Below are 26,442 nucleotides of genomic sequence, written 5' to 3'. Positions count from 1 at the left end.
ATGCCGCCGGAATTGGTGATCATTTCGCTCCGGAATACACAAGTCCTGATTTATTGACTCGAAGATTGTCAAAACACATCAACATAGTCCGCGCGCGAAGAATCATAATTTATCAATTATGTTAAGAAATTCATAGCCTGTGGGAAGCTGCTTGTCGTTAAAACGCTTAAACAATTAGTTTGGACAATAGAAATTAAAATTTGATTGGAAAAATCAATGTTGTTCAGGACAATTTGTTTAAAAAGATTTATTCTTAATACAGAATTTCCCTAGATTGCATGCCTCGGACAAACCGAGGCAAATAGGCAATGGGATCTCAAATTATCCCCTAACACCCATAAACATTTCCATCTTTTGGCGTATGGTCATTTTTCTTATCCCCACTCTCTTCGACTTTCTTGCTGAAGAGTGAATGGGATTGGAGTGCTACCTTGACATGCTCCTTATTCACAAGTGCCAGAGTATAAGCGGTTGCATCATTCATCGCATGCTGTAGAAATCCAGCAAGCTCAGGGTTTTCTTTAAAATAGCTATAAAGGTTAACTTTAACACCATACTCTTTGAAGATCTCCTGTACGTAGGGATCATGAAGAACATCAATGACCTCAAGCATCGCATGAAAACCACGCTTGGCATAAACACCTATGACCTGGATAAGAAAAAGATTGATGTCACTTTGCAAATCGGGATCTTCTTTATATTCTGCCATATACTTGGCTAACATACCCACAATATTGCAAGTATGCCCGGAAATCGACCCTACGTAAGACGAATACTGGCGGTTATTGTTCCAAAACCATTGTTTTCCCTCTTTATTATCAGGTGCAAAAGTTGATGAATCTACCAGCATATTACGCATGGGTTCGCGTTGAGCGTCATAAAAGACAGGAGAATAGCCTCTCATGACTCCGCCACCACAATTCCATACATCCGAACCGACTTTTTCTGAATCAGTCTCAAATTTTCTTTCTTTAATGCCCGTCGATTCTTCCCGTCCAATCCGATCGCGTCCTTTATGCGCTTCAGCATGATGTAATACACCGGTAATAAACTCAACTTCTTTCTTGGTAAATTTAGAAGTATCCTTATAACCATTGGCAAAGATACAGATTTTTTGTTCCATCTCTCGTGGAGTATCAACTCGTCCACAATCACCTAAAAAGAATTGCAGAATTTTATTACATGCCTTCAGCGTGCTATCCCTTAACTCCTCATCTTCAGGCTCTATACTCTCTTCTTTCAACTCGATTTCAAGGGTTTCTTCAGAGTGGGGAAGCCCATTAATATACTGTGCAAGACGGGTTTCAAAAAATCGCCTTGGGTCATTCCTCTTGGGATCAAAAAGCTTAAGGTTTCGAGATGCTTCCATGATTTTTTGAACTTCATTTTTTCCTAATTTTTCTATTACTTCCTTTTCCTTTAATTTTTCCATTATTTTATGCAAGCAGTCATCATATCGAACAAATAAATAATCAGCCGATAATTCTTGCAGAAACCCCTTATCTCCTATTTTTAAGGAGGAAAAAAGACCAATGGTTAATATTAAAAACTCTGAAATATCTGTTTTATCACCAACAAGAGATAGGTATTTACTCAAGTTTATGTTCGTTTTCTTATAGCTGGGATCACCAATCGACGGACGAAATGCGGGTAATACAGAATCAAATGAGATATCGGTTAATTGCGACATAATGGATTTTGCAATCGAAGTATCTACTTTTTCAATTAAAAGAGGCAGTAAGGCTTTTTTAGTTTTCATGCTTAAAGTCCCGGTCTTGCTATCAAGAGAAAGCTCAGGAATAGATTGAAAGGCATTCATCAAAATAGTAAGCAATGATTTTTCACGTTCATCGGCAAGCACGAGTTGTACAAATTCTAAAAGCTCAGGTGAGAGTGGATATGTATTGTTCTTACTAAAAGCACCGAGCATCTCCAGATCACTTGAGTAAGGTATTAATTCAATTTGTCGTATAATTTCTTCAAGTAGAGGTTTATTATGAGTCAATAGCCCTTTTAAGAAGAGAGATTTTAACAATATATGCTTGGATTTCGGTGTTTCCTCAATTGCTTGCCAAATCTGCTTAAATCGAGAAAAACGTATATTTTTCATAAAATTATCTAAAACTTTTTGGGCCTCAATCGTGCTGACTGTAGTATCTACGGTGAATTTTTTAGTGACTTCACTAATTTTTTGAACCGTTTCATTGGATACCTTAACCACATCTTCAGCAACTTTCTTTGATAAAACACTGAGCTTCTCAGCCGTTTCCTTCGAAGTCTTTTTCAGATCCTCTCCCAGTTTCTTTAGAATCTCATCTATGTTTTGCATATAAACTCTACCTTTAAACATTGTCTTGCTTGACAACTTATATTTCAACGACACTATGTTAAAGCACAAACATTAAGAAAATATTAAACTTATTGTTCAAATTTAAAAAAACATGTCTTTTATTTAAATTAATGCCTGAATTGGCCTAAATAATCATTATGAGTAAAATAAATGAACAAAAATATTGTCATTTATACAGCTCTCATGCTAAGATTCAGCCAGTTTGATTTTTAGAATACTATGACGATAGTTTAAAACAGGTGATTACAATGGGTAGAAGTGAAATGAAAATAGCATCAGCTGAATTGCGTGATTTGATGAAGGCAGTATCTGAAGGTCATTATGAAACTGTCAATACTATACTGGATAAAGATCCTGAGCTTGTAAATCAGTACGTCCCCCCAACTTATGATTCACCCCTGGCTAGAGTATTAAATAAAAAACATATTGACTACAAAATGCTTGATATTTTGGTTAAGCATCATGTTGATTTTGATTATCCTATCAACCATCACAAAGAAACACCAATTGAATTGGCTTGTAAAAATCAGGATCTTGAATTATTCAAGTACGTAGTTCAACATAATGCCCCCATTTCAGAACAAGCACCACATTTCCTGCTGGTGAATAGCACCAATATCAAATACCTGACTGAAGATAAAATTAAAAATACCTGTGAAATCATTAAATTAATGGGTGGTTTGGAAGCTGTTTCTTCTAAATGTGATGCTGAAGGTAATCGCTTCGGAGAACAAGCAAGGAAATCACAATTAATCAATCGCTTCGGTGGTATAGTAAAGTACGATTACATGCAATTGCTGCAATCCGTTTATTCAATCGTTGATAGAGAAGTAGATGCTCCAACCATTCATGCCTCTACTGAAAAACTTACAAATCTGCTCAATAAAATTAGGGAGCAATACAGCTCAAAAGAAACATACGATCAACAAAATTTAAAAGATTCTATTAGTCTTTTCTTTATGACCGGTGGAGAAATACCTCCCTTAAGAAGAGTTCCAGAAAGCCGTTTTGAAGAAGCTGGCATAGACGCCCCTAAAAATGCGCTTTAAAATTTTTTATCCTACCTATTAATTCATCAAGAAACACCAAATTTACTATTTGGTGTTTCTTGTCATCCTCGTATCTCACCTTTTAAAATTCTCCACTCAGGTGAGCACGATTCAATTTTCTAACCCAATTAGACAATTTTATGATTGCCTGATCATGCGTTTTTTTTAGCTACAATATAAAATTTATGCCAATGTTTATAATAACCCAAAGCATCCATAGCATCGTTTTCTTCTTCTTGAAAATACTCGATTTTGAATTGGGCAAACAAATGGCAAATCATTTCCCGATTTAAAAAAGTCATATCCGTTCTGGTATTCCAGGAGTCATTAAAACCAAAAAATGAACCAGAAAATCGACCATCTGGCTCAAGCCCTCTTAAAATAACTTTCCAGAATTTATAGAAATAAACCGGCTTAAGAAATGGGAGACTAAAACTGGCGTTAATTAAGTTTACTTTAGGAAGAAAATCCAAAGTTTCAAATGAAGATACTACTGTTTTTAGATGATTAACCCATGTTAACCCCTGAACTGAAGAAAACAAACTGTCTATAGCGGCCAATTGCGAATCAATAGCAATGACAAACCAACCGCCACGTAAAAGCTCCATAACATCCATACCAGCACCACATCCCAAATCTATTGACGACTTAGGTGGGCTTACCTCTTCTTTATCAAAATTTGCAATTGCCTTGAGCAAAGACTTCCTGGGCAGAGTATTTTGTTTCGTAGAATTATAATAAGCGATCCAATTTCTTTTATTCATTAACTATGTACCTCCTAGTTACCAAAAAGTAACTAATTGACTGATTTTATTGAATATCTTAGTCTCAAACCGGTTCATTTTATAAAATAAAGGAGTGGATTATGAAAGAAAAACTCATAAAAAAAATTGTTCAGGAAAAACTGTTAAAAAGGCATAGAGGATGGTGTGGCCCAGGAACTTGTATTGGATGATTTAGCCGGAATAATGGCGCGTTAGCAAAAACGTGCCGTTACACTTAAACCAATCGAAGACTCATAATCATGCATCCTGACTTAAAACACTTACTCGATTACCGAAATCATAAAATTATTACCAGATATAATATGGATTACCCGACTGCAGCCATGCAAGCTGAAGATGCATTGCATGAATTAATGAAATTTATTTGGCTCTGCCATAAACATAAAACAGATAAATTACTTTATCCTGATGATAAAAATCTGGATTTCTCTTGTGTCATTCATGCTGAAATGGCTGATATTGATAAGATGTGGCATACCTTTCTTTTATTCACCAGAGATTATCATGAGTTTTGTAATACCTGTCTTAATGGAATTTTCTTTCATCATGATCCTTTGCTCGACAAAAACCTCCAAGTTTCTGAAGAAGATTATGCCTTGGAACTGACTCGCTATTTAAACTATATCCATGACCATTTAGGTGAGGAAACTTTAATAAAATGGTTTAGATAAATTAGGAATCACAATAAAGCTTCTGTTCACTAAATGTCTTTTCCGCATTGATTATTCTATCCATATTGGTTTCAGTCCAGCGGGTAAGCAAAACCAATATGGCACTTAATTCTTTACCCAAACCGGTTAATGAGTATTCAACCTTCATAGGTAAAACAGGATACGATTGTCTTTGGACAAAGCCATATCGCTCCAATTTCAGTAATGTTTGTGCCAGCATTTTGGGCGATATTCCACCGATCTCTCGTTTTAACTCACCAAAGCGGTATATTCTTTGGGATAAAAGACTAATCACCAATATAGACCATTTATCACTAATACCTTCAAGAATATTATGTGATGGGCACTTCTCGTTATAAACACTATAGTCAGGATGAGACATGTTTGTACTTCCTACTTCTAATTAATAATGACCTTCAAACTGAATAAAATGAGTACGAGCTTTATTCATCAGCAACTTAAATCGTTGCAAATGCTGTTCAGATGCCGTTGAGGAATGTAAAACAAACTCTGAAATGCATAATGCAAAAACCAAGCGTCGGATTTCCCAAATCGTTTCCTGAAAAATATCAATTCTTTTTTTAGTATGTTCACTGGTTTTAAAATCCAGTTTCAAATTTTCGGAGCTGATGGATATCGGGAGATAATGCTCGGTAAATTGGCCACGTAATTTCTCTACAAAGAGTAAGGTATTCACTTTTTCTGTATTGGACTTAGCGATTTTTTGCACAATATCATTTAAAAAATCATAAACCATCACCTGATGAAAAAAATAAAGTCTATGAGAATAACGGTATGCCTGAAATAAGAAATAATCGCCTGCCAACACAATACAAATACCAAACAGTGTGCATATGCCTCGATTAAGAACCATCTCAAAAGGGCCATGAGGCGATGTCGCTTCTTCCGTTTGTGCCATTAAAAAAAAGACAACTAAAGTAATAAAAAATACACTAATGTCGTAACGTTTTGTGTTTAACGTAGCAACACTCAATCCAACTATCGCCAGAACGAACAGGATGGATATCAATCGATAGTTCAATTGCAATAAATAAAGTAAGGGAATCAAAAGGATGAGAGCTAAAAGTGTTCCCCAAATCCGATGTTTAGCTCTTCTGATAATCAATCCTGGTTCAATTCCCGCACTTACTGACAAAACAGTGATCAATACCCACCATTTTTCAGGAAAAGTTGAAAACAAAAAAATGAGCATGGCAACCATAAACATGATGAGCAGGTGAATAAATCGAGCATAATCAAGTTGTTTCTTCAATGCTGAAGTATTATGCATAATTGATTCCATTTGCTAAATGCTTGTTGCAAGCATCTCATAACATATTGTTGTAATTTTGTCTCAGGCAGGATAGACATTATAGGATCATCACAGGATGTATTTGCTTTAATTGCGCATCTAAGCCTATAAAGATTCTCTTTCACTTCATGCCAGAAAGCTTGATTTTCTCCTTCATAATAAAGATTATCCAAAGAAAATTGAATATTACGTATATTGATTGAAATTTTCTGGGTAAAAATCATGTATTTTTTGGGGATAAGTCTACGATATTGTCTAATTACGCTCAGATTTATCATTTCTTCCTGCATGAATCTCAGACCACGATGACTAAATGATTTTTCAATATCCAGCTCAAGGGATTGAATAAATTTTGCCATAGCCCTCTTCCATACTCTGAGATATTGGTTTGGAAAAAATCTTAAGCAAATGAATATGGCAATCATCGATAATGCGCTTGACCCAATAATGTCATAAACAATTTGACAATTTGCAGGGGGCTCTGTACTTAAAATTGTTGCTCCAGATGCAACAATAAGCATAGTCACATTCTTTAATGAAAGATATTTTTTCAGTACATAAAAATAAACACTTGTTAATGCAATAACTGAGAAAAAGAAAAACACAACACGAAATGGGTAAACGAGATAAAAAGAAGTACTCAGCAATATCACTACCACTCCAATAAAAATCAAAAAATGCTCTTTCTCTTTAAAACTGGCAAGACTGGGAGATTCATAAAATCTTACCAGCAAAAATGGTGAAAAAAATGCCGTAAAATTCGTGGGACGAAATATCCAATAAACATAGGCCATTACTGTGGCAATAAAAAGTGATTTATAGAGTGCTATTCGTTGAACAGCATAGGGATCAACCTGCTCAACCCATTCAATAAACTTCGACATAGACATAAGCACTAGCTCCGACACGAAGTGGGTATTTAGGGTCAGGGTCAGTAACCTTGATAATCACAGGAAGGCGCTGGGGCAATAAAATCCATTGATTTTCATTGATAACATTTTGCAGCTGCGTGCGCACGTCCACCAATTGCCTATTCGCAGACCAATAATCAGAATCAATAACACCATGAAATATTTTTCTTCCTAAATACATTCTTGGAAATATCAATACCTTTGATCCCTTGCGCACATCACGCAAATCCGTCTCATTAAAATTGGCCTGAATATAAATATTATCCTGATCAACTAATGAGAATAATGGCTGATTGATATTGACTGGCGTTCCTATGGTAAAAAACAAATTTTGAATAACCCCATTACCCTGCGCATAGACATCCGTTAAATCCAAATTGACTTTGGCATTTTTTAATCGAGCCTGAATGGATTTTATTTCATTCTCCTGAACTGTTATTTGATGCTGATCTATTTCCAGTTGTTTCAACGAAGCCTGCCATTTATCTTTAGCTGCTTTTGTTTCTTGTTGGGAGTTTTGCAAAGTGATCAGAGAAACAGATCTTATAGCATACCCTTTAAGATATTTTTGATCATCCTGTGCCAGTTTTGTATATATTTTTTGCTCATTTTGACTAAGTTTGAAATCCCGTTCGTACGTGGTTTTTAATACAGCCAACTTTGCCTGTGCTCCAGCTAAATCAGCGCTGAGTTGCTCAACTGTGTATTCATAGGGCTTTTTGAATACGGTAAATAGTTTTTGTCCCTTACGTACTACATCACCATTTTTTACATAAAGATCGGTTATGTATCCGCTTGTCAGTGCCGCAACTGGCCGTACATTATTTACTACAAACGCATTATCAGTAAAAGGAATCAAATAGGAGAAAACATAGATAATTGCGGTAAGAAAACCAATAAAAATAATGGAATTAGTGAGGGTAAACCAACGTTTTGGTTTTAAACGAAGCAAATACTCTTTTATTTTTCCACCATATTCCATCAATTTTTTCATAAAATAGCCAACCAGTTTCCCTTGGTATATAAAATAATGCGAAATTAGCCTATCTCATCAAACAGCTCAAGAGATGAGAACTGGAATTTTAGCCTGCTTGGCAACTTTTAAAATCAGTGCGTTACAAATCAAACTGATTTAGTCACTATAGGCATACCCACCAGCCAAATCTTGATACAACATAACAAGTGACATGGCCAATTCCAGCTTCGCCTGATTTGTTGAGAGTGCCAAATTATCCAGATAAACCTTACTCTCCAATAACTCTTTATAAGACATTAGACCTGTTTTTAATAAACCATTTTGTAACTTGTATTTATGCTGATAATCTTCTTGTGCATGCCGATAGGATAAAAATTGCTCTCTCATGCGCTTATTAGCTGAAAAAGCATTATCAACTTCTTTTAAAATTAATCGGACTGTCTTAACGTATTCGGCCAATTTTGCATTATAAACTCCCTTACTAACTGAAATTTTACCCAGAGTATTTGGATTAATTGCCCAGTTTAAGTACGCATCGGTCGCTTGTTCAAACGTGCTATCAGGCAAATGTGCCTCTCCAATGAAATCATCCAGCTGCATAACAGGAAAAAAATCACTATACGCTACAAAAACACCTGTACGAGCTGCTTTTAAGGAATACTCAGCCATCTTCATATCAGGGCGATTACTTAATACAGTAGCGGGTAAACTTCCGGGTTTAAAGCGGGTAAAATCCAATTGAGCAAAATTATTTTTGCTTTTGATTAAACCAGGATTCTCATTGATTAAATAACGCAACGCATTCTGGCTAACGACAATGTTGTGCTTGATAGGTTTTATTTGTGCTGCTATCAAGCGCTCGTTAGATTGTAACTGAGCCAAATCAATATCATTTTTTAATCCTATATTGATTTCTTTCCTGCTCAAAGCAATTAACGATTTTAAATCCCTGTCCAGTTCATACAATAATTTAAGTTGCTCCAACTGCGCAATCAAAGTGAAATAAGCTGCTGCTACCTGACCAATTAAGGTCAAGCGCAAACCATCGATGGCTGCCTGATGATATTGGACCTGATATTGAGCCCGCTTTTGCTGAGTATAAAGTTGCATAATATTCAAAACATAAGTTGGCCATATTCCATAAAACCCTCCAGGCACCCCAAGAGCAGGATTAGTGGAATATCCTCCCAATATTTGAACATTAGGTATCCAACTCAACTTCACTTGCTGTAACTCTCCTTGTGCTTGTTGTAAATTAGCCATCGCAATATGAATATCCATATTGGTTTTCAAGCCAGCATCAATTAAACGATCCAACTCCGGATCTTGAAACTGCTTCCACCAGGCTAAATAAGGTAATTCTTGAACTGGCCGATAATCCCTGGGACTGGAAGGGAATTGTTTAGGTGTTACAATATTAGATATTTGCTGATCCGTGCTTTGACCACAGCTTAACAAACCTGCTCCCAACAATAATAAGAACATTAATTTTTTAAGCATGCACATCATCGTTTATTTCAAAGTGAAAGTTTATCATTGTAATTTATAATTCATCTAATGGTGAAAGTATATTTAAATTTCAACAAGGAGCTCCCATGATCAAAAAAATCGCATTTACCATGTATCCAGCTCAAAATATGGATAGAGCAAGGCAATTTTATGAAAAAACACTTGGACTTAAAGTCGGTAAAATTTCCGCTGAGGGAGCATGGGTAGAATATGATTTACCTCAAGGGGGTTGTTTTGCAATTACTACATTGGCTCAAGGAGTTATCCCCAGCGCTAATTCCGGAGGTAGCGTTGCTTTTGAAGTAGATAATCTTGATGAGCTGGTATTCCAACTAAAATCCAAAGGAGTTCAGTTCAAAATTGATCTGTTCACTTCGCCTGTTTGCAAAATGGCAATCGCCTTGGATTCAGAAGGAAACGCGATCACTTTACATCAATTAACATGATTGTTTCCAGGAGTAATTGTGAGGGTCTCTAAAGGAGCTCTCCGACCAAATCAGTGGTATGCAAGGTATCAATATTTCCAAAAATATAAAATAACACCCACCTTTAGTATGCCTTGTTTACTAGCAGGACTTACGAGAAACCCCAAGATCGAGGCAAAAAATGTTGTTAATGAGGGAGTTTAGATAAACTAAATGACCGAATTAAAAACATTTTTTAACAAAGAGACTGAGGTTTTCCGTAAGTCCTGACTAAATCACCCAAGGTAGACAGTAAACTTTTTAATTCACTTTCAAGGTAAGGAATAGAAGGCATGGAAGCTTGCCAAATGCCTTGAGGCCACAAAGGATCACTTTTTCTGCGGATAACAATATGGATATGTAATTGCGGAACAATATTGCCAAGAGCGCCTATATTAAGCTTGTCTGGTTTAAAGTAATCACTAGCCAGAAGAGACAGTTGGTTGATTTCTTCAATTAATAAAAACCGATCACTCTTTTCAAGTTGATAAATTTCTTGAATATCCATTCTTCTTGGAACTAAAATAAACCAGGGATATGAGGCGTCATTTTTTAAAAGAACTGTAGATAAAGGCCATTCTCCAAGTATAAAAGAAGACGACTTAATCCGATCATCAATGCAAAACAAAATACTCTCTCTGTCAATAAGTACTCAATCATTGTAACAAAAACATGACCTCAAAATTATAAGAATTACAGATAAATTTTAATAAACCTATTGAGTAATGATCCCTTTTTGCGTTATGTTGAAATGACCTATTGTAAAATAGGCTTTTAACAATTGTCATTTAAGGAAGAATGCAATTGCTCAGCTGACCGCTTATGTCAGTCGACGATTGATAAGCTTTAGCATAAGGAGGATTCATGGCTAGAGGCGAAGTCAAGTGGTTTAATAATGCCAAGGGTTGGGGTTTTATTATCCCGGAAGGTGGCGGGGAAGATATTTTTGTTCACTTCTCGTCAATTCACGGCACTGGATACAAAACGCTGGTTCCAGGGCAGGCGGTCACCTATGATGTAGTTAATGGTGAAAGAGGTTTGCATGCCTCTAACGTTGTTGCTCTTAGTGAAAACGCTGAACAAGAAGAAATAGCTTAGCCCAATTGATGTGATAAACTATTAAGCGCGGCAGTGTAGCTAATATTTATGCTGCTGCGTCCATCAACTTAAGGTATTATGTCCTTCATTTAGTAACCGGACTTAAGCTGATGAGACGTGGTTTATTACTGTTAAATCTTGGCACTCCCGATAACGCTGATATCAAAGCGGTAAAATCCTATTTGCGTGAATTTCTTACTGACAAAAGAGTGATAGACTTACCAGCTCTTGTCCGATACATCCTCGTATATTGTTTGATTTTGCCCTTTAGATCACCAAAATCAACTCGGGCTTACCAATCGATATGGACTGAAAAAGGATCTCCGCTTTTATATCACAGTCAAAATTTAGTGAACAAATTAAAGGTTGCGCTTAACAATGAGTACAAAATTACCTTGGGAATGCGTTATGGAACTCCATCAATTACAACAGCACTTGCAGAATTAAAAGATTGTCACTCCCTTACCATTTTACCCCTATTTCCTCAATATTCTTCTGCAGCTACAGGTTCATCTGTTGAAAAAATCATGACTTATTTTGCAAGCCAAGAAATAATTCCATCAATCAAGATCATTCGAGATTTCTACCAAAGACCAGAATACATCCATGCGCAAGCTAAAATTATGAAGCCTTATATTAAGGATAATTTCCATCTTCTTTTTAGCTACCATGGGATTCCCGAACGGCATATTCACAAAAGCGGGTGCGATACGGTTTGCCACCAAATTTGCCCCCCCATATACGATAAAAATCAAGCCTGTTACAGAGCTCAATGCTACCAGACCAGCCTGTTACTGGCAAAAGAATTGCAATTAAGCACCCACCAATATACAACGGCCTTCCAATCCAGACTAGGGAAAACTCCCTGGATAAAACCTTATACCGATGAAGTTCTTGCCGAACTCATCAACAAAGGAATTAAGAATATTGTAGTCTCCTGCCCTTCTTTTGTCGCAGATTGCCTGGAAACTCTTGAGGAAATAGGAATTCGCGCAAAAGAACAGTGGGAAAAACTTGGTGGTGAACAATTTACGTTAATTCCTTGCATGAATGATCATCCTGAATGGGTCAAAGCAATTCAAAGTATTGTTAACGCGCCATTTTAATGTGTGATGTTACTGATTTCACCCCATGCAGTTACAATAAAACCACGTATAACATTAAATTTTTATTGCAAAACAATAATTTTTTTATAAAATACACATGATCTCATCTTAGAAGGACAATTATAATGCAAAAAATAAAATCTGTGAGTCATTTACTTTTTCTATTATTCAAAACATTGACCTATGGCCTCCCTCTTGTAACAGCTTATTTCATTCTATTTCATTTCGAGAGCATGCTGAATTGGGGAGGATGGCATTCCCTTCTATCAACCCCAGTGAAAGACCCCTCTCATTTCTCCTTGTTGCATCGTTTCATTATTTTATTGATAGAAGCATTGCCCTTATCCATCACCGCTCTAATTTGTCATCAATTGGCGAAGCTGTTTCGCCTATATGAACATGGCCATTTATTTGAAGAAGAAAACATTCGACTTATTAAGAATATTAGTATTTATCTGATATCAGGAGAACTTATACAATTGCTTTATCAACCCTTGATCACAGCCGCTCTAACCTTTACCAATCCTTCTGGTCAGCGTATTGCAAGCATCACCTTGGGAACAGCTAACTTGTCCACGCTAATTACTGCTTTTATCATTTTGATCGCTTCCTGGATTATTAAGGAAGCAAATAAATTAAAGACGGATGCCTTATTAACCATTTAATGTGAACTTCAGCGTAAGGACATCAAGAGATTTTCTTACGCAGTCTCAATCAGTTTATATCCCGCTTGTTTAAGGAGTTTCAATCGATGTCAATTATTGTTAATTTGGATGTGATGATGGCAAAAAGAAAGTGTCGACTTAGAGATTTAGCTGAAGCTATAGGCATTACTGAAGCGAATTTATCCATTTTAAAAAATGGTAAAGCCAAAGCAATACGTTTTGCAACTCTTGAGGCCATTTGCGCCTACTTGCATTGTCAACCCGGCGATCTTCTTGAGTATCAATCCATTGAAGACAATCGCTTTATCAGAGACAGAGCTTGATCTGAGGAAGCTTTAAGTAAGGACTTGCAAAAAACAGGGTCAAGGCAAAAAGTAATTGATGTTAAACAGATTTTACAATAATCCGCCCTAAAGACTATGGTCTGAAAAACTCATTTCCTGTACTATGGCGACCTTCTTTTTTAAAACTAACTACTATCAGGAGATTATGTTGAAAAGGATCTTTTTCTTAATGATTTTTTTTGTCTCACAAACTATGGCTTCAGTATTTACCCATGAAGAGGTTCAAATATTAAAAAAACATTTTTTAAATAATTTTCAGCCCAATGGAGCCATCGTAGCCTCACCCTCACAATACAACCCCAATTATTATTATGACTGGATTCGAGACTCAGCCATTGCCATGGGATTGATTGAAACATGGTATGAAACGAGCCAATCCGCTCGCTATAAAAAGCTTTTATTAGAATATGTATCATGGACAGAAAAAATACAACATCAAACTGATCCCATTGCTGGTCAGGACATATTGGGTGAACCCAAATTTTATATCAATGGCAACCCTTTCGATGGCGAATGGGGAAGACCACAAAATGATGGTCCGGCACTCAGAGCGTCTGTTTTAATTCGTTTTGCGCAACAGCTTCTCGATCATAATGAAACGGATTATGTCAAAACACATCTTTATAACAGCACTATGGATCCCCAATCCATGGGTACTATCAAAATGGATTTGGAATACATCGCACATCATTGGCAAGATGCAAACTTTGACCTGTGGGAAGAGGTTTATGGCCATCATTTTTTCACGGCTATGGCACAACAAAAAGCGCTGACCGATGGTGCTATTTTGGCCCACCAACTTCATGACAGACAAGCTGCTGTTTTTTATGAAATGCAAGCCAACTTAATTAACAGTCGACTGAAACAGCATTTGGACCACCAGAATAAAATAATTCAAGCCACATTATTACCTCACCCGGGTCCTCAAAAAACCTTAGAGCTTGATTCGTCCGTCATGTTGGGTATTTTAACCAACCCACAAAAAGAAGGTGTTTTTGCCCCACATCACACCTTTGTGCGAAATACTGCAAAGGCTTTGCATGAGCAATTTAATTTGATGTTTCCTATTAATAAAAACCGTTCTGGAGCAATATTGTTTGGTCGTTATCCCGGCGATACTTATGATGGCTACCAAACAAACAGCATAGGGAACCCCTGGTTTATCTTGACAGCTACGATGGCTGAATATTATTTTACCATGGCTCATAATCTGTCGCTGAACAACAGTAATAAACTTCATATACAGAATTATCTAAAGAAAGGGGACAATTACCTAAGGCTGATAAAACAATATGGCCCTGATCTGAATTTAAGCGAACAAATTAATTTGAATACCGGAGTTCAGCAAGGAGCGACATCCTTAACCTGGAGTTACGTTTCCGTCTTGCGAGCTATTCATTTAAGAAAACAATTGGAAAATAGAATAAAAATTATGGGCTGGAATACCCATTAGGATTTTATATGGTCAGGTAATACGATAAAGAACAGAATTTGTAGCCCGTGTTAGTCAAAATATAACACGGGCATCAGAAAAAAATTTGTATCAATTCGTTGAAGCCAACAAAGAAGATTCCGATTTAGCTGGCTCATCATCAACCTCTTCGTCTTCTCTACCTAAAAATCGTAATGGCTTGCCGCTCATTATATAAGTTTCTATTTGTTCTAAACTGATATTCTTGGTTTCAGGCATATAAATATAAGCATAAATGAAACCCAAGAAACAGATTACCGCATACAAAGCGAAAGTCATTTCTATACCAAACATTTGATGCAGGATAGGAAAACTAAAAATGACTATCGTATTAAACGACCAATTACTCATCGCAGACATCCCCATACCGGCACCACGAACATGAAGAGGAAAAATTTCTGCCATAGCAATGTGGGGAATAGGACCCACGCTGATTGCAAAAGAGAAAATGTAAACCATTAAACAAATAACTGATAAATAAGATAACCAGGCAACATGATTTAATGAAAACAGGGATAATGCCAACAAACTCAAACTGGTTCCTGCAAAACCCAGTAAGAGTAATTTGCGTCGTCCTAATTTATCGACATATAAAATGGCAATAATAGTAACCAGTAAATTAACTAACCCTATTCCCATTGTTGCTAATATTTGTCCAGCCGTGCTGCCCAAGCCTAAATTCTTGAATATTTCCGGTGCAAAATAAATTACTACATTGATACCGCTTAATTGTTGTAAACAAAATAATATGGTTCCTAACATCAACACAGGCAATAAAGGCTTTTGAAACAGAAGTAGCCAGTTGCCTTGTTTTGGTTCGTTTGCCAGTGTTACTTCAATATCCTTTAACTCCTGCTCAACCGATTGTTTGCCTCTCAATTTTCTTAAAGAGTTTGCTGCTGCATCATAACGCCCAACACTACATAACCACCTTGGAGACTCCGGCATAAACAAAATCCCTATGGTCAATAACAAGGCAGGAATAGCACTCGACGCAAACATCGCACGCCACGCTTGCTGTTCTATCAACAAATAGTTCACTGAATAAGAACAAACAATACCCACAGTCAAAGCGAGTTGATAAATTGCAACCACTGCACCTCGTGATTGCAAAGCAGCTGTTTCAGCCAGGTATAATGGGGTTAAAACAGAAGCCATCCCAATAGCCAAACCTAGAATTAACCGAGATAAAATCAATACAGAGATGGATTCAGCAAAACCGGCGCCCAGAGCCCCAACAAAGAACAGAAAACCGGCAAAAGATAATAAAGAACGTCTGCCGAAACGTTTTACGCCCTTTGATGCCATAAATGCACCAATCAACATTGAACCAAACAATGCCCCAAAAGGTAAAGCAGAAGCCATAACGCCAATGTGGGTTGCATTCAGATTAAAATGATTTTTTACCAGTCCAAGAGAACCTGCTATTATTCCCTCATCGTAACCAAATAAAAAACCGGCAATTGACCCAATTATTGCAACGATCCAAGCCATTTTTCACTCCTTGATTTTAAATTCTTTTCCTCTGTCTCTACACAATAAACTATTTTAACTGGTGCTCTCTTTACCTCACGAAAAAGTATTTCTTTGACTTGAATAGATTAACGCTGCGAGCAAAGTTCTCGCTTTTGAGAACTCACCGCCATACATAACTCTGTAATGAAAGACCAGTTATGATTCTTGATAGCCTCTTCCGGTACAATCCAGGACCCTCCAACGCAAGCTACATTTGGCAAGCGCAGATACTCCTCATAATTCCTGGAATTAATTCCACCTGTTGGACAAAATGTAACTTGAGGAAATACCCCCGATATCGCTTGCAGCATTGGGATACCTCCAGCTGCTGCCGCAGGAAAAAATTTAAAATGGCTATATCCCATCCCCAAGCCTTCCATTAATTCAGAGACACTGGCTACACCTGGAATGAGAGGAATTCCACTTTTCTGTCCTGCTATTAATAATTCCCTGGTTTGGCCAGGGCTAATGGCAAATCGAGCGCCCACAGCCGCCACATCATGAAGTTGGGCAGGAGTAATCACAGTTCCAGCACCGATTAATTCATCTGGAAAAGTATTGATCAATAATTCCAGCGCTTTTATTGCCACTGGTGTTCTTAAGGTCACTTCAAGAACATGAATTCCACCAGCAAATAAGGCGTCGGCCAAAGGTATTGCATCCTCTAACTCATTGATTACAATGACAGGAATGACGGGAGATGCACAAAATACCGTACCTGGTTGTATTTTCCACTCAGGAAATGACATGAAAAGCTCCTGCCAATGATTGTTTCAAACTAACACTCGCACCTAAAATGCCTGGTTGAGACGCTGCTATAACATAAGTGGGAATTAACGCATTAAAATCGCTAAATCGACCTTTGTCTTCAAATTGGATTCTAAAGTCGCTTTGATGTATTAGGGAAAGTAAACGCGGCACAATACCCCCTGCAATATAAACACCACCAAAAGCACCATAAGTTAATGCTAAATCGCCAGCAAAAGATCCCAAACTTGAAAAAAACTGGGTTACTGTCTTATGAGCTATAAAACATTCCTGACTCAATGCCATCGATATAATTTGCGCTGCTGACAAAAATTCAACTTTTTTACTATGATATTCGGCTAAAGCTTGATATAAATTTTCCAGTCCTTGACCCGATAACAAGCGCTCATAAGAAACATGGGAGTATTTACTTTTTAAATAACGATAGATAAACCACTCTTGCTCAGTTTGTGCCCCCCAATCGGCATGCCCTCCTTCTCCTGCAAAAGCACTATAGCGGTGTTGATGGGGAACTAAATAGGCAACACCCAAACCAGTTCCTGCGCCTAACACCACTCTCACCTTACTGGTGTCCAGATAACCATTACCAATCTGAATTAGATCCTGAGTTGATAAAGCGGGCAAACTCATCGCAATCGCTGTAAAATCATTCATGACTTCCAGAACATCAAGGCTGAGCTCCTTTTTTAATTCAGTTATTGAAAACTGCCAATGACAATTCGTCATAGAAACCAAATCATCGATAACAGGACACGCAATCGCTATCGCAATATGTTTTATTTCTTGCAGAGAATGTCGGATTTTATAATTTACTAGAGCGGATTCCAGACTAATAAACTCGGCACATGGATAAATTTCGATTTTATCCATCTGCAAATTAACAAGATTTACTCTACTGAAACGAGCAAAAGTGCCGCCTATGTCTGCAACAATCGCATACTGTACTAAATCATGAGACATCATAATAAAACTCATTCCCTTTAAATAGGCTACAAGCTCCCTGTTCTGCCCCAGTAAAATGCAATCTTAAATTACTAAACAATTCTCGCCCCATACCTTGAACAGAAAAACTTCCATCGACCGCAGCTGGAGGACGACTGGCCAATTCCTCATCAGAAATTAATAATTGAAGTATCCCTCTTTTACAATCAATCAAAATCATATCGCCCGTTTCAATTTTAGCAATACCACCCCCATCAACCGCTTCCGGAGTCACATGAATTGCAGCGGGAACCTTACCGGATGCGCCAGACATTCGACCATCAGTAACTAATCCCACATGAAAACCTTTATCCATTAACACGCCAAGTTTTGGCGTTAATTGATGTAATTCTGGCATTCCACAGGCTTTTGGACCTTGAAAGCGTACAACCACCACACAATTTTTATTTAGCAAACCTTGGTTGAATAGATGTTCAAACTCCTCCTGACTTGAGCAAACGACGGCAGGCGCTTCTATCACATAATGCGCATCATAAAGGCTGGATGTTTTAATAATCGCCCTGCCAAGATTACCACTTAAAACTTGCAAACCACCTTGAGGTTTAAATGGAGCAGCAACGGAGGTTAATACCTCAGTATTACTTGAGCTGCCAGGACCATTAACCCAAGCTAATTGACCATCAATCAATTGCGGCTGCTTCGTGTATTTATCCAGTCCAAAACCCACCACTGTGTTGACATCAGGATGAAGCAAATTAGCCTCTAGCAAGGTTTTAACAAAATAAGCCATTCCTCCTGCTCTTTGAAAGTGATTAATATCTGCCTGACCATTAGGATAAATCCGGGCAATTAATGGAATAATTGCCGATAATTGCGCAAAATCATCCCAATTTACCCAATACCCTGCCATAGCCGCTATCGCGACAAGGTGCATGGTATGATTGGTCGATCCTCCTGAAGCCAATAACCCGATAATGCCGTTTACAATATTTTTCACATCAAGCATCTGCCCTATTGGCATATAATCAGGATGTAAATCTGTTAATGACAAAATCTGACATGCTGTGGCTTTGGTTAATTCATTGCGCAGGGGCGTATCAGGATTCACGAAGGAAGAGCCAGGGAGCTGCAACCCCATCAGTTCAATGACTAATTGATTCGAATTCGCTGTACCATAAAATGTGCATGTTCCAGCCGTATGATAGGATGCCGCTTCCACATCCAATAGTGCATTTTTGTCGACTTGACCCGCAGCATACAATTGACGAATTCTTGCTTTTTCCTGATTGGAGATTCCAGAGGGCATAGGGCCCGCGGGTACAAAAATAAAAGGCAGATGGCCAAAAGCCAATGCGGCCATTAATAATCCAGGGACTATTTTATCACAAATACCTAAGAGGAGTCCTCCATCAAACATATTATGTGACAAAGCAACAGCCGTAGATAAAGCGATCACGTCTCGACTGAGTAAGCTTAACTCCATCCCCGCTTGTCCCTGAGTAATCCCATCGCACATCGCTGGGACACCTCCGGCAAATTGCGCAACCCCTCCTGCGGCAGATATCGCTTCTTTAATCAAATCAGGGTAAGTAGCATACGGTTGATGCGCTGATAACATATCATTATACGCAGAAACAATGGCAATATTGGCTTTTGCATTACCTCTCAAAATAGCCTTGTCTCGTTTAGCACAAGCAGCAAAGCCATGTGCTAAATTTCCACAATGCAAAACACTTCGCTGCGGGCCAATAGTACGAGCCTTATCAATTTGCTTCAGATAGGCCTCTCTTCTCTCGGCACTACGATTTTGGATATTTGCCGTCACTTGGCTTATTATAGGATGCATTCTTTTTCCTCATCCATTGGAGCGTACATCACCTGAACATTGACATCAGGGGCATTCAAAATAGCGCAGATCGGCAGGACTTCCGGGTTGTTAGTCACCATTGCCTGTTCCAGGACAGCCTGTTTTCTTTGACCTACTAAATGTAAAAAAACAGTGCGACTGTTTAATAATCGCCTTTTCGATAGGCTAACTCTCTGGAATAAAGCTGTTCTGGGATTCACAATAAGTACCGCATTGGCTTTATCATCTAACCCTGTTCTCAATTCATCACTGCATGGAAATAAAGAAGCGGTATGACCATCTTCCCCCATTCCTAAAATGACTGCATCAAACATCGGTAGAGAATCAATTTGCCTATTCACCGCATCCAAATGACTTAATGGATCCTCTTTTTCATCAAATAAGCTGATAAATTTGGCTTTTTTTGCGTTATGTTGCAGCAAAAATTCGCGAACCAGTCGCTCATTACGTTGTGAATCAAAAAGATTGACACAACGTTCATCCGCCAAAGTGATCACTACTTTTTCCCAAGGCAATTCAACTAAAGCTAATGCCTTGAACAAATCGACAGGGGTTTTACCTCCGGAAACAACCAGATAAGCTTGCCCTCTTTGCTTGATAGCATCTGATAAAATGGTTCTTAATTTCTCCACCATTCCTTGAATCAACTGTTTGCCATCCAAAAAACTATGAAACTGCATTGTGATCACCCCAAACGTGTGCTTGCCCATTAAATAAGCGTATGACTTCCTTTGGCCCCCATGTACAAGCTGGATAGGTATACAGCGGAATATTATCTTCTTCCCATGCCGATACAATACTGTCAATCCATTGCCAAGCCTGTTCAATTTCTTCTCGGCTTACAAAAAGATACTGATTACCTAACATGACCTCTAGCAATAATCTCTCATAGGCATCAGCAATCCTTTGCGTTTTAAAACTATGATGAAAATTTAAATCCAACTTGGAATCATGCAACATCATACGCTCACCAAGACCCGGGATTTTATTCATTATCCTCACCTCCACCCCTTCATCGGGTTGTAAGCGAATAATTAACTGATTAGGGTACAATTCTTCATTTAAGGGATGGAAGATATTATAAGGCTGTGGTTTAAAATAAATAACCACTTCGCTTTGCTTTTTGGGTAATCTTTTGCCAGTAAGCATATAGAATGGAACACCAGACCATCGCCAATTGTCTACATAGGCTTTGATAGCAACAAAAGTTTCTGTTGTAGATGCCTGATTAGCACCCACCTCTTCCAAATAACCAGGTATTTTTTTACCATTTGCTAAAGCATTGGCCACATATTGGGCTCGTACTGTATGATCATGAACATTAGACTTGTTAATAAAACGCAAAGATTTCAGTACTTTTAATTTTTCGCTTCTGATGCTTTCTGCTGAAAGGCTTAAGGGGGGTTCCATCGCAACTAAAGATAATATTTGTAACAAATGATTTTGCAGCATGTCCCTGACTTGGCCCGACTTATCATAATATTCCCAACGGCCTTCAACACCGATTTCTTCGGCAACAGAAATTTCAACTCGATCAATAACGCGATTATCCCAATTGGTTGAAAATATGGAGTTGGCGAAGCGAAGCACTAATAAATTCAAGACGGTTTCTTTACCCAGGTAATGATCAATTCGATAAATCTGATCTTCGGCAAAAAAACAAGCCACTTGTTCGTTGGTTGCTACAGAAGAAGGCAAATCATGGCCAATTGGTTTTTCCAAAACAACTCGCGATGGTTTCTGTGTTAGATTAAGGCGAGCAAGACTGCGGCAAGTTTGAGAATAAAGGCTTGGAGGGATTGCCAAGTAAGAAATAACCACTCGCTCAGAAGGGTTAACATAGTCCGTTAATTTTTGATAATCGTCTGATTGATTCAAATCAAGCTTGCAATAAGTCAGTTTCTTTATAAAACGTAACCAGACTGCTTCATCAATTTCATCAAATAAAAATTGCTGAATTTTATGTTTAATCAAATCAACATAAGCAAAAAAATCCAGCTCTTCTCGGGCACATCCAATAATTCTTGTTTTTTCATGAAGCAAGTTAGCTAATTCTAATTGATATAATGCAGGTAACAATTTTCGACAAGACAAATCACCCAGTGTACCAAACAAGATTAAATCACAAGGATACTTCGATTCTGCTTTTAAGAGCATATATCATCCCAAAATTACAATAACTATTTTCCCTGAAATCTCATCGATTTTACATCACTGGAGTCAAGCGTCAATCAAAATTGATTTTTTTTCACGCTTTCTATTATTAGACATACTGTAATAGCCTTCTAAAAGCGGCAAGGCAACAGGAGATAAAAAAAGATTACAAGGAATTAGCAATTTTTGTCTAAAAATTGCAAAACTTCATTTTTATGCTATATGAAATAAATACAAGCTTGTGAATAGACCTCTAGCATAACCTGCTTATTTTGTTTTAGGGCAAGGCGCAAATGTTTTAAGGAGCGGAGTTTACATGCATTAAATAAGCACCGCAGCAACGTTTGCAGCACGGCAATAAAATAAAAGATACAGCTTAGGCAAGAAGTTTAATAGATAAAATCCTTTTGATTAGGAGAAAACCTATGCTTAACAAGAGATTTTCAGAACGCCTGAATAAAGAATTGGATAGCATTGGAGTACCAGAGGCAACTACAGAACGAATTGAGGTACTTTCTAAACTCATCAAAGTTCCAAAATTTAAAGCAGAGGCTTTGCTTAATGGAATTACAAGTCCTGATGAAGCTGTACTAAAAACATTAGCTCAAGAACTTGAAGTTAATGCCGATTGGCTAATTGGCAAGAGTGATTCCAAATCAGGAGCCCATTAAAAACTATCCATGAAACCTATGATTCGAACTAATTGGCTTTGCTTTTTTCTCAATGTATTCAATAATTTTTCCTGCCAAATTAATATTTGTTGCTTTTTCTATACCTTCAAGGCCTGGAGAAGAATTAATTTCTAACACTAATGGGCCATGATTTGAGCGAATCAGATCCACGCCAGCAACTCTTAATCCCATTGTTTTTGCGGCACTAACAGCGATTGCGCGTTCTTGCGGTGAGAGTTTCACTTTTACTGCTTTTCCTCCCTGATGGACGTTTGCACGAAACTCCCCATCTTTAGCCTGTCTTTTAACTGCGGCAACTACTTTTTCTCCTATGACAAAACAACGTATATCCGTACCTCGGGATTCTTCAATAAATTCCTGAACCAAAATATTGGCATGCATTTCTTTAAAAGCATTGATGATACTTACCGCCGATTGATGACTGTCAGCAAGGATTACTCCTTTACCCTGTGTTCCTTCCAATAATTTTATGACCAGAGGAGCTCCTCCGACCATATGAATCAAATCTTCCGTATCATCAGGAGACTGGGCAAAACTGGTTAACGGCATAGGAATCCCTTTACGCGCCAGCAACTGCAAAGATCGAAATTTATCCCTGGAACGCGAGATAGCGATGGATTCATTAAGAGTGTACATACCCATTGTTTCCATATGACGCAACACTGCCGTACCATAATAGGTAATGGATGCACCAATTCTTGGAATAACAGCATCAAAATGCGGTAAAGGTGCCCCACCTCGATAATGTACCTTAGGATTAGAAGCAGCCACGTTCATATAACAATATAAAGGGTTAATAATTTTAACCTCATGCCCCGCAGCCTCTGCCTCTGCCTTTAAACGCTTATGAGAATACAAATGGGGGTTAGTTGCCAATATCGCAATTTTCATGAATTAAACTTTCCTCAGTAATTTCATACTTCAATCTGAACAATCCAAAATAATTTCCCTAACTTTCTATTTAATAACGCAAATTTTAAGCATCACAACAGAGCTGCTTTGCAATGATATAAGCAGCCAAGTTTAGAAAATCGCGGGTTTTAAGCCAAGATAAATGAAATGTCAACAACCCTTACTTAAAGCCTAGATTAAAAATCGCAAATTATCCTCCCTGCTATACCCAACAGGGGAGTAATTTTTGGATTCATGCAGCAGTCAATTGATTAACTAATGCATTCTATATAGAGTCCATTGACATAAATAAAATAAGTCAGCTTAGCTATTGATCCTGTAGAGATAAAACATCGAATTACAGGTTAAGATACCAATAAGATATAATCCTTAGCCAAGAGATCCGCATGATGTGGTGTTGTAAAAAATGCATTTAATTCGCCTTGAGGATTAAATAGCATGACTGCCCCACTATGCTGTATATCATAATTTTGAGGTTCCGAACTCTCTTTATTGGCAACTTTTGCATAAGCAATGCCCATTTCTTGAGTCATTGATTTAATTGAATCCTCTTCACCTCTCGCACCATAAAATGATTTATGGAATGAAGTGACATAACTACCTAGTTTATCAAGGCTGTCTCTTTGCGGATCAATAGATATCATCACAACTTGGGGTAAATTTTTCACCCCTTTCTTTTCCAGAATTCGATACATTTTTCCAAGTTCTGCCATAGTGGTTGGGCATAGATAACCACAGTTGGTAAAGCCAAAAAATACCAAAGTCCATCGACCCTGCAAGCTTGTGTTATTGAAAGCCTTCTGGTCTGTGCCTGTCAAACTAAAATGATTAACCGTTCTTGGATTTTCAAGATAAGTTCCATGAAAATCCGCCACATTGATCTTCTTTTTAAAATGAAAATTCTGAGAAATATAAATACCTGCCAATAAACTGACCAAGGCCAATACAGTGATTGTTACAGCGCCCCCTTTTATCTTTATGTTCATTCTAACCCCTTAAATATAGTGATCTACTAATAAAAAGACAAACAACAGCATCAGGTACAGAATAGAAAATCGAAATGTTTGCATAGCAACGACTGGTTTATCAGTGAAATACAACTTATGTGCCCAAACTAAAAACCTGATGCCCAAAACTAAAGCGCCCAGCAAATAAATCCAGCCACTCATACTCACAACAAAAGGCAAAAGACTAACTACCAGTAATAAAACCGTATACAGATAAATATTTAATTTTGTGAATTGAATACCATGTGTCACCGGTAACATAGGAATTTCAGCATCTTGGTATTCCTTATAGCGGTAAATTGCCAAGGCCCAAAAATGGGGAGGTGTCCATGTGAATATAATCAATACTAATAACAAGGCCTGAGGATCCAATTGATCAGTAACAGCAGTCCACCCCAATAAGGGAGGCGCAGCTCCGGCCAACCCACCGATAACAATATTCTGTGAAGTAGCTCGCTTTAAATAACCCGTGTAAACACCGGCATAACCAATCAGTGTCACAAAGGTAAGTAACGCTGTTAATTGATTCACAAAAAGGATGAGTAGACTTAATCCCGTTGTCCCGATAATGACTGCAAACCATAAAGCTTGCTTGACTGAAACTCGCCCATAGGCTACTGGCCGCTTTTTGGTTCTGGCCATAATCGAATCAATGTGCCTGTCTACCAAATGATTGATTGCAGCAGCGCTGCCAGCGCACAGTCCTATACCAAGTAAAGTAAAAGCGATTAACCGCAAGCTTACCCAGCCGGGAGCTGCTAAATACATTCCTACAATGACAGTGAGAAGCATGAGCAACACGACGCGTGGCTTACACAATTCCACGTAATCACGCCAATCCAAAGGGAATCGAGGTGCGCATTCAGTTCGCATGGCTGGCCTCCCTCTCTCTTGTAAAATACAACGCACAAAATGCCACAGCTAATAATAGTGCAGCAACGCCATTATGAGCGACTGCGACTTTAAGCGGTAATAGATAAATCACATTCATTATTCCTAAAGTGAATTGAAGCAATACCAGCATAGCCATGGTAATAGCGGTTGCTCTTAAATAAATTGAATGCGATTTGAACACGATTATTAATGAAAGAGCCAGTATATAACTGGCTGTCAATATCGCTCCGACTCTGTGAATAAATTGAATACTGGCCCTAACTTCATTCTCCAGTAAACCGCCTTGATAATTAGCGCCTATCGCGGAAAATAAATTAAATCCTTTTGCAAAATGCAATTCAGGAAACCAGACCCCATTACATAATGGAAATCCGATACAAGAAATGCCTGCATAATTGGCACTTACCCAACCACCTAACGCAATTTGCAACAAAATGATTACAACGCCCAAACGCAGCCAAGGGCGCCATATGGGGGCATCTTGGCCGTTTAGATGACTTATTTGCAAACGAAAACGACACAAACAGGCAACTATTAACATGCCACCAAGCAAATGTCCCATGACAACTGCAGGCAGTAATTTTAAAGTAACAGTCCACATCCCCAATGCTGCCTGAAATACCACCAGCATGAACAAAGCCAAGGGAAGATGCCAGGGTAAATCTTGACCCTGACGACGCTTGAACCATACCTGGAAAGCAATGAAAAAAATCAACAGGGCTAAGGTTCCTGCCACATAGCGATGAGCCATTTCAGTCCAGGCTTTCCTGGATTCAATGGGAAGATCAGGATATTGAGATTGGGCTTTTTGCAAATCTTTTTCTGCTCCTGGAAGCACCATACGGCCATAACAACCTGGCCAATCCGGGCAGCCTAAGCCCGCATCAGTTAAGCGAGTATAAGCACCTAACATAACGACAAAAAAAGCCAAAAAAACAGCGAAAGTTGCCGCCAATCGTATTGAACTATTAGACATCAAT

Annotated in this window: 27 protein-coding genes; 9 read left to right on the top strand and 18 right to left on the bottom strand. The window is 38.0% G+C overall.

The window, feature by feature from the left end:
- Nucleotides 1–328: 328 nt before the first annotated feature.
- Entirely contained in the window at nt 329–2,329 is a 2,001-nt protein-coding gene (gene ceg14 / locus CC34_RS0106660; RefSeq protein WP_028379296.1) for a Dot/Icm T4SS effector Ceg14/sidL, read from the bottom strand.
- Nucleotides 2,330–2,589: 260 nt separating this feature from the next.
- Here ceg14 and ankJ point away from each other — a divergent pair, with 260 nt between their 5' ends.
- On the top strand, nt 2,590–3,399 hold the full coding sequence (gene ankJ, locus CC34_RS0106655; protein WP_080274133.1) for a Dot/Icm T4SS effector AnkJ/LegA11: 810 nt from the start codon (nt 2,590–2,592) through the stop codon (nt 3,397–3,399).
- A gap of 152 nt (nt 3,400–3,551) precedes the next feature.
- Here ankJ and CC34_RS0106650 read toward each other — a convergent pair whose 3' ends face one another.
- Nucleotides 3,552–4,163 (bottom strand): class I SAM-dependent methyltransferase, encoded by a 612-nt coding sequence (locus CC34_RS0106650; protein WP_028379294.1) that lies wholly within the window; start codon nt 4,161–4,163, stop codon nt 3,552–3,554.
- A gap of 260 nt (nt 4,164–4,423) precedes the next feature.
- Between CC34_RS0106650 and CC34_RS0106640 the strand changes: the two genes are divergently transcribed.
- A complete protein-coding gene (locus CC34_RS0106640; protein WP_028379293.1) occupies nt 4,424–4,855 on the top strand; it encodes a glycine-rich domain-containing protein in 432 nt (143 codons plus the stop codon).
- A 1-nt stretch (nt 4,856) separates the two neighbouring features.
- Here the strand turns inward: CC34_RS0106640 and CC34_RS0106635 are convergent, their stop codons facing one another.
- From CC34_RS0106635 to CC34_RS0106615, 5 genes are all read right to left on the bottom strand, one after another.
- A complete protein-coding gene (locus CC34_RS0106635) occupies nt 4,857–5,237 on the bottom strand; it encodes a winged helix-turn-helix transcriptional regulator (protein ID WP_028379292.1) in 381 nt (126 codons plus the stop codon).
- Nucleotides 5,238–5,258: 21 nt separating this feature from the next.
- Nucleotides 5,259–6,146, bottom strand: coding sequence for an FUSC family protein (locus tag CC34_RS0106630; protein WP_028379291.1), 888 nt, complete (start codon nt 6,144–6,146; stop codon nt 5,259–5,261).
- Nucleotides 6,125–7,057 carry a hypothetical protein gene (locus CC34_RS0106625; protein WP_028379290.1) on the bottom strand — a complete coding sequence of 311 codons (933 nt, stop codon included), beginning with the start codon at nt 7,055–7,057 and terminating at the stop codon, nt 6,125–6,127. Before CC34_RS0106625 ends, CC34_RS0106630 begins: the two co-directional genes overlap by 22 nt.
- Nucleotides 7,035–8,072, bottom strand: a complete 1,038-nt coding sequence (locus CC34_RS0106620; protein WP_028379289.1) for an HlyD family secretion protein — start codon at nt 8,070–8,072, stop codon at nt 7,035–7,037. The genes CC34_RS0106625 and CC34_RS0106620 overlap by 23 nt, the downstream gene beginning before the upstream one ends.
- A gap of 138 nt (nt 8,073–8,210) precedes the next feature.
- The gene (locus tag CC34_RS0106615; protein WP_080274129.1) at nt 8,211–9,563 is read right to left on the bottom strand and encodes a TolC family protein; all 1,353 of its coding nucleotides are present in this window, start codon (nt 9,561–9,563) and stop codon (nt 8,211–8,213) included.
- Between the two features lie 86 nt (nt 9,564–9,649).
- Here CC34_RS0106615 and CC34_RS0106610 point away from each other — a divergent pair, with 86 nt between their 5' ends.
- A complete protein-coding gene (locus CC34_RS0106610) occupies nt 9,650–10,009 on the top strand; it encodes a VOC family protein (protein WP_027228911.1) in 360 nt (119 codons plus the stop codon).
- Between the two features lie 214 nt (nt 10,010–10,223).
- On the opposite strand, the gene CC34_RS0106600 is transcribed toward CC34_RS0106610, so the two are convergent.
- A complete protein-coding gene (locus tag CC34_RS0106600; RefSeq protein WP_027228912.1) occupies nt 10,224–10,655 on the bottom strand; it encodes an HIT domain-containing protein in 432 nt (143 codons plus the stop codon).
- A gap of 236 nt (nt 10,656–10,891) precedes the next feature.
- On the opposite strand from CC34_RS0106600, the gene CC34_RS0106595 reads away from it, so the two are divergent.
- The 5 genes from CC34_RS0106595 to legY all read left to right on the top strand — a co-directional run bounded on the left by CC34_RS0106595 (nt 10,892) and on the right by legY (nt 14,693).
- Complete coding sequence (locus CC34_RS0106595; RefSeq protein ID WP_010946175.1) at nt 10,892–11,125, top strand: cold-shock protein; 234 nt, start codon at nt 10,892–10,894, stop codon at nt 11,123–11,125.
- A gap of 110 nt (nt 11,126–11,235) precedes the next feature.
- Complete coding sequence (gene hemH / locus CC34_RS0106590; protein WP_028379287.1) at nt 11,236–12,231, top strand: ferrochelatase; 996 nt, start codon at nt 11,236–11,238, stop codon at nt 12,229–12,231.
- 125 nt (nt 12,232–12,356) lie between these two features.
- Nucleotides 12,357–12,896: a DUF2975 domain-containing protein gene (locus CC34_RS0106585; RefSeq protein ID WP_028379286.1), complete on the top strand. Its 540-nt coding sequence runs from the start codon at nt 12,357–12,359 to the stop codon at nt 12,894–12,896.
- A gap of 86 nt (nt 12,897–12,982) precedes the next feature.
- Nucleotides 12,983–13,219 carry a helix-turn-helix domain-containing protein gene (locus CC34_RS0106580; protein ID WP_028379285.1) on the top strand — a complete coding sequence of 79 codons (237 nt, stop codon included), beginning with the start codon at nt 12,983–12,985 and terminating at the stop codon, nt 13,217–13,219.
- 124 nt (nt 13,220–13,343) lie between these two features.
- On the top strand, nt 13,344–14,693 hold the full coding sequence (legY, locus tag CC34_RS0106575; protein WP_080274127.1) for a Dot/Icm T4SS effector LegY: 1,350 nt from the start codon (nt 13,344–13,346) through the stop codon (nt 14,691–14,693).
- 90 nt (nt 14,694–14,783) lie between these two features.
- Here the strand turns inward: legY and CC34_RS0106570 are convergent, their stop codons facing one another.
- The 6 genes from CC34_RS0106570 to zwf form a co-directional block, all read right to left on the bottom strand.
- Nucleotides 14,784–16,205, bottom strand: a complete 1,422-nt coding sequence (locus CC34_RS0106570; RefSeq protein WP_028379283.1) for a sugar porter family MFS transporter — start codon at nt 16,203–16,205, stop codon at nt 14,784–14,786.
- A 107-nt stretch (nt 16,206–16,312) separates the two neighbouring features.
- Entirely contained in the window at nt 16,313–16,975 is a 663-nt protein-coding gene (locus tag CC34_RS0106565) for a bifunctional 4-hydroxy-2-oxoglutarate aldolase/2-dehydro-3-deoxy-phosphogluconate aldolase (RefSeq protein WP_028379282.1), read from the bottom strand.
- Complete coding sequence (glk, locus tag CC34_RS0106560) at nt 16,962–17,957, bottom strand: glucokinase (protein WP_028379281.1); 996 nt, start codon at nt 17,955–17,957, stop codon at nt 16,962–16,964. Before glk ends, CC34_RS0106565 begins: the two co-directional genes overlap by 14 nt.
- Complete coding sequence (edd, locus tag CC34_RS0106555) at nt 17,944–19,782, bottom strand: phosphogluconate dehydratase (RefSeq protein WP_028379280.1); 1,839 nt, start codon at nt 19,780–19,782, stop codon at nt 17,944–17,946. The genes glk and edd overlap by 14 nt, the downstream gene beginning before the upstream one ends.
- Entirely contained in the window at nt 19,770–20,483 is a 714-nt protein-coding gene (gene pgl / locus CC34_RS0106550) for a 6-phosphogluconolactonase (protein ID WP_028379279.1), read from the bottom strand. The genes edd and pgl overlap by 13 nt, the downstream gene beginning before the upstream one ends.
- Complete coding sequence (zwf, locus tag CC34_RS0106545) at nt 20,470–21,960, bottom strand: glucose-6-phosphate dehydrogenase (RefSeq protein WP_028379278.1); 1,491 nt, start codon at nt 21,958–21,960, stop codon at nt 20,470–20,472. Before zwf ends, pgl begins: the two co-directional genes overlap by 14 nt.
- 422 nt (nt 21,961–22,382) lie before the next feature.
- Between zwf and CC34_RS0106540 the strand changes: the two genes are divergently transcribed.
- The gene (locus CC34_RS0106540) at nt 22,383–22,628 is read left to right on the top strand and encodes a hypothetical protein (protein WP_027223492.1); all 246 of its coding nucleotides are present in this window, start codon (nt 22,383–22,385) and stop codon (nt 22,626–22,628) included.
- Between the two features lie 3 nt (nt 22,629–22,631).
- On the opposite strand, the gene rimK is transcribed toward CC34_RS0106540, so the two are convergent.
- The 4 genes from rimK to CC34_RS0106520 all read right to left on the bottom strand — a co-directional run bounded on the left by rimK (nt 22,632) and on the right by CC34_RS0106520 (nt 26,438).
- Nucleotides 22,632–23,540: a 30S ribosomal protein S6--L-glutamate ligase gene (gene rimK / locus CC34_RS0106535; protein ID WP_010946163.1), complete on the bottom strand. Its 909-nt coding sequence runs from the start codon at nt 23,538–23,540 to the stop codon at nt 22,632–22,634.
- A gap of 365 nt (nt 23,541–23,905) precedes the next feature.
- Nucleotides 23,906–24,547 (bottom strand): SCO family protein, encoded by a 642-nt coding sequence (locus CC34_RS0106530; protein ID WP_028379277.1) that lies wholly within the window; start codon nt 24,545–24,547, stop codon nt 23,906–23,908.
- Between the two features lie 9 nt (nt 24,548–24,556).
- Entirely contained in the window at nt 24,557–25,441 is an 885-nt protein-coding gene (cyoE, locus tag CC34_RS0106525) for a heme o synthase (protein ID WP_028379276.1), read from the bottom strand.
- Nucleotides 25,431–26,438: a COX15/CtaA family protein gene (locus tag CC34_RS0106520; protein ID WP_028379275.1), complete on the bottom strand. Its 1,008-nt coding sequence runs from the start codon at nt 26,436–26,438 to the stop codon at nt 25,431–25,433. Before CC34_RS0106520 ends, cyoE begins: the two co-directional genes overlap by 11 nt.
- Between the last annotated feature and the right edge of the window lie 4 nt (nt 26,439–26,442).

Source organism: Legionella pneumophila subsp. fraseri (genome assembly GCF_000586315.1).
Lineage (GTDB): Bacteria > Pseudomonadota > Gammaproteobacteria > Legionellales > Legionellaceae > Legionella > Legionella pneumophila_B.
Note: the sequence above shows the minus strand (reverse complement) of the source record. Positions and strands in the feature narration are given on the sequence as shown.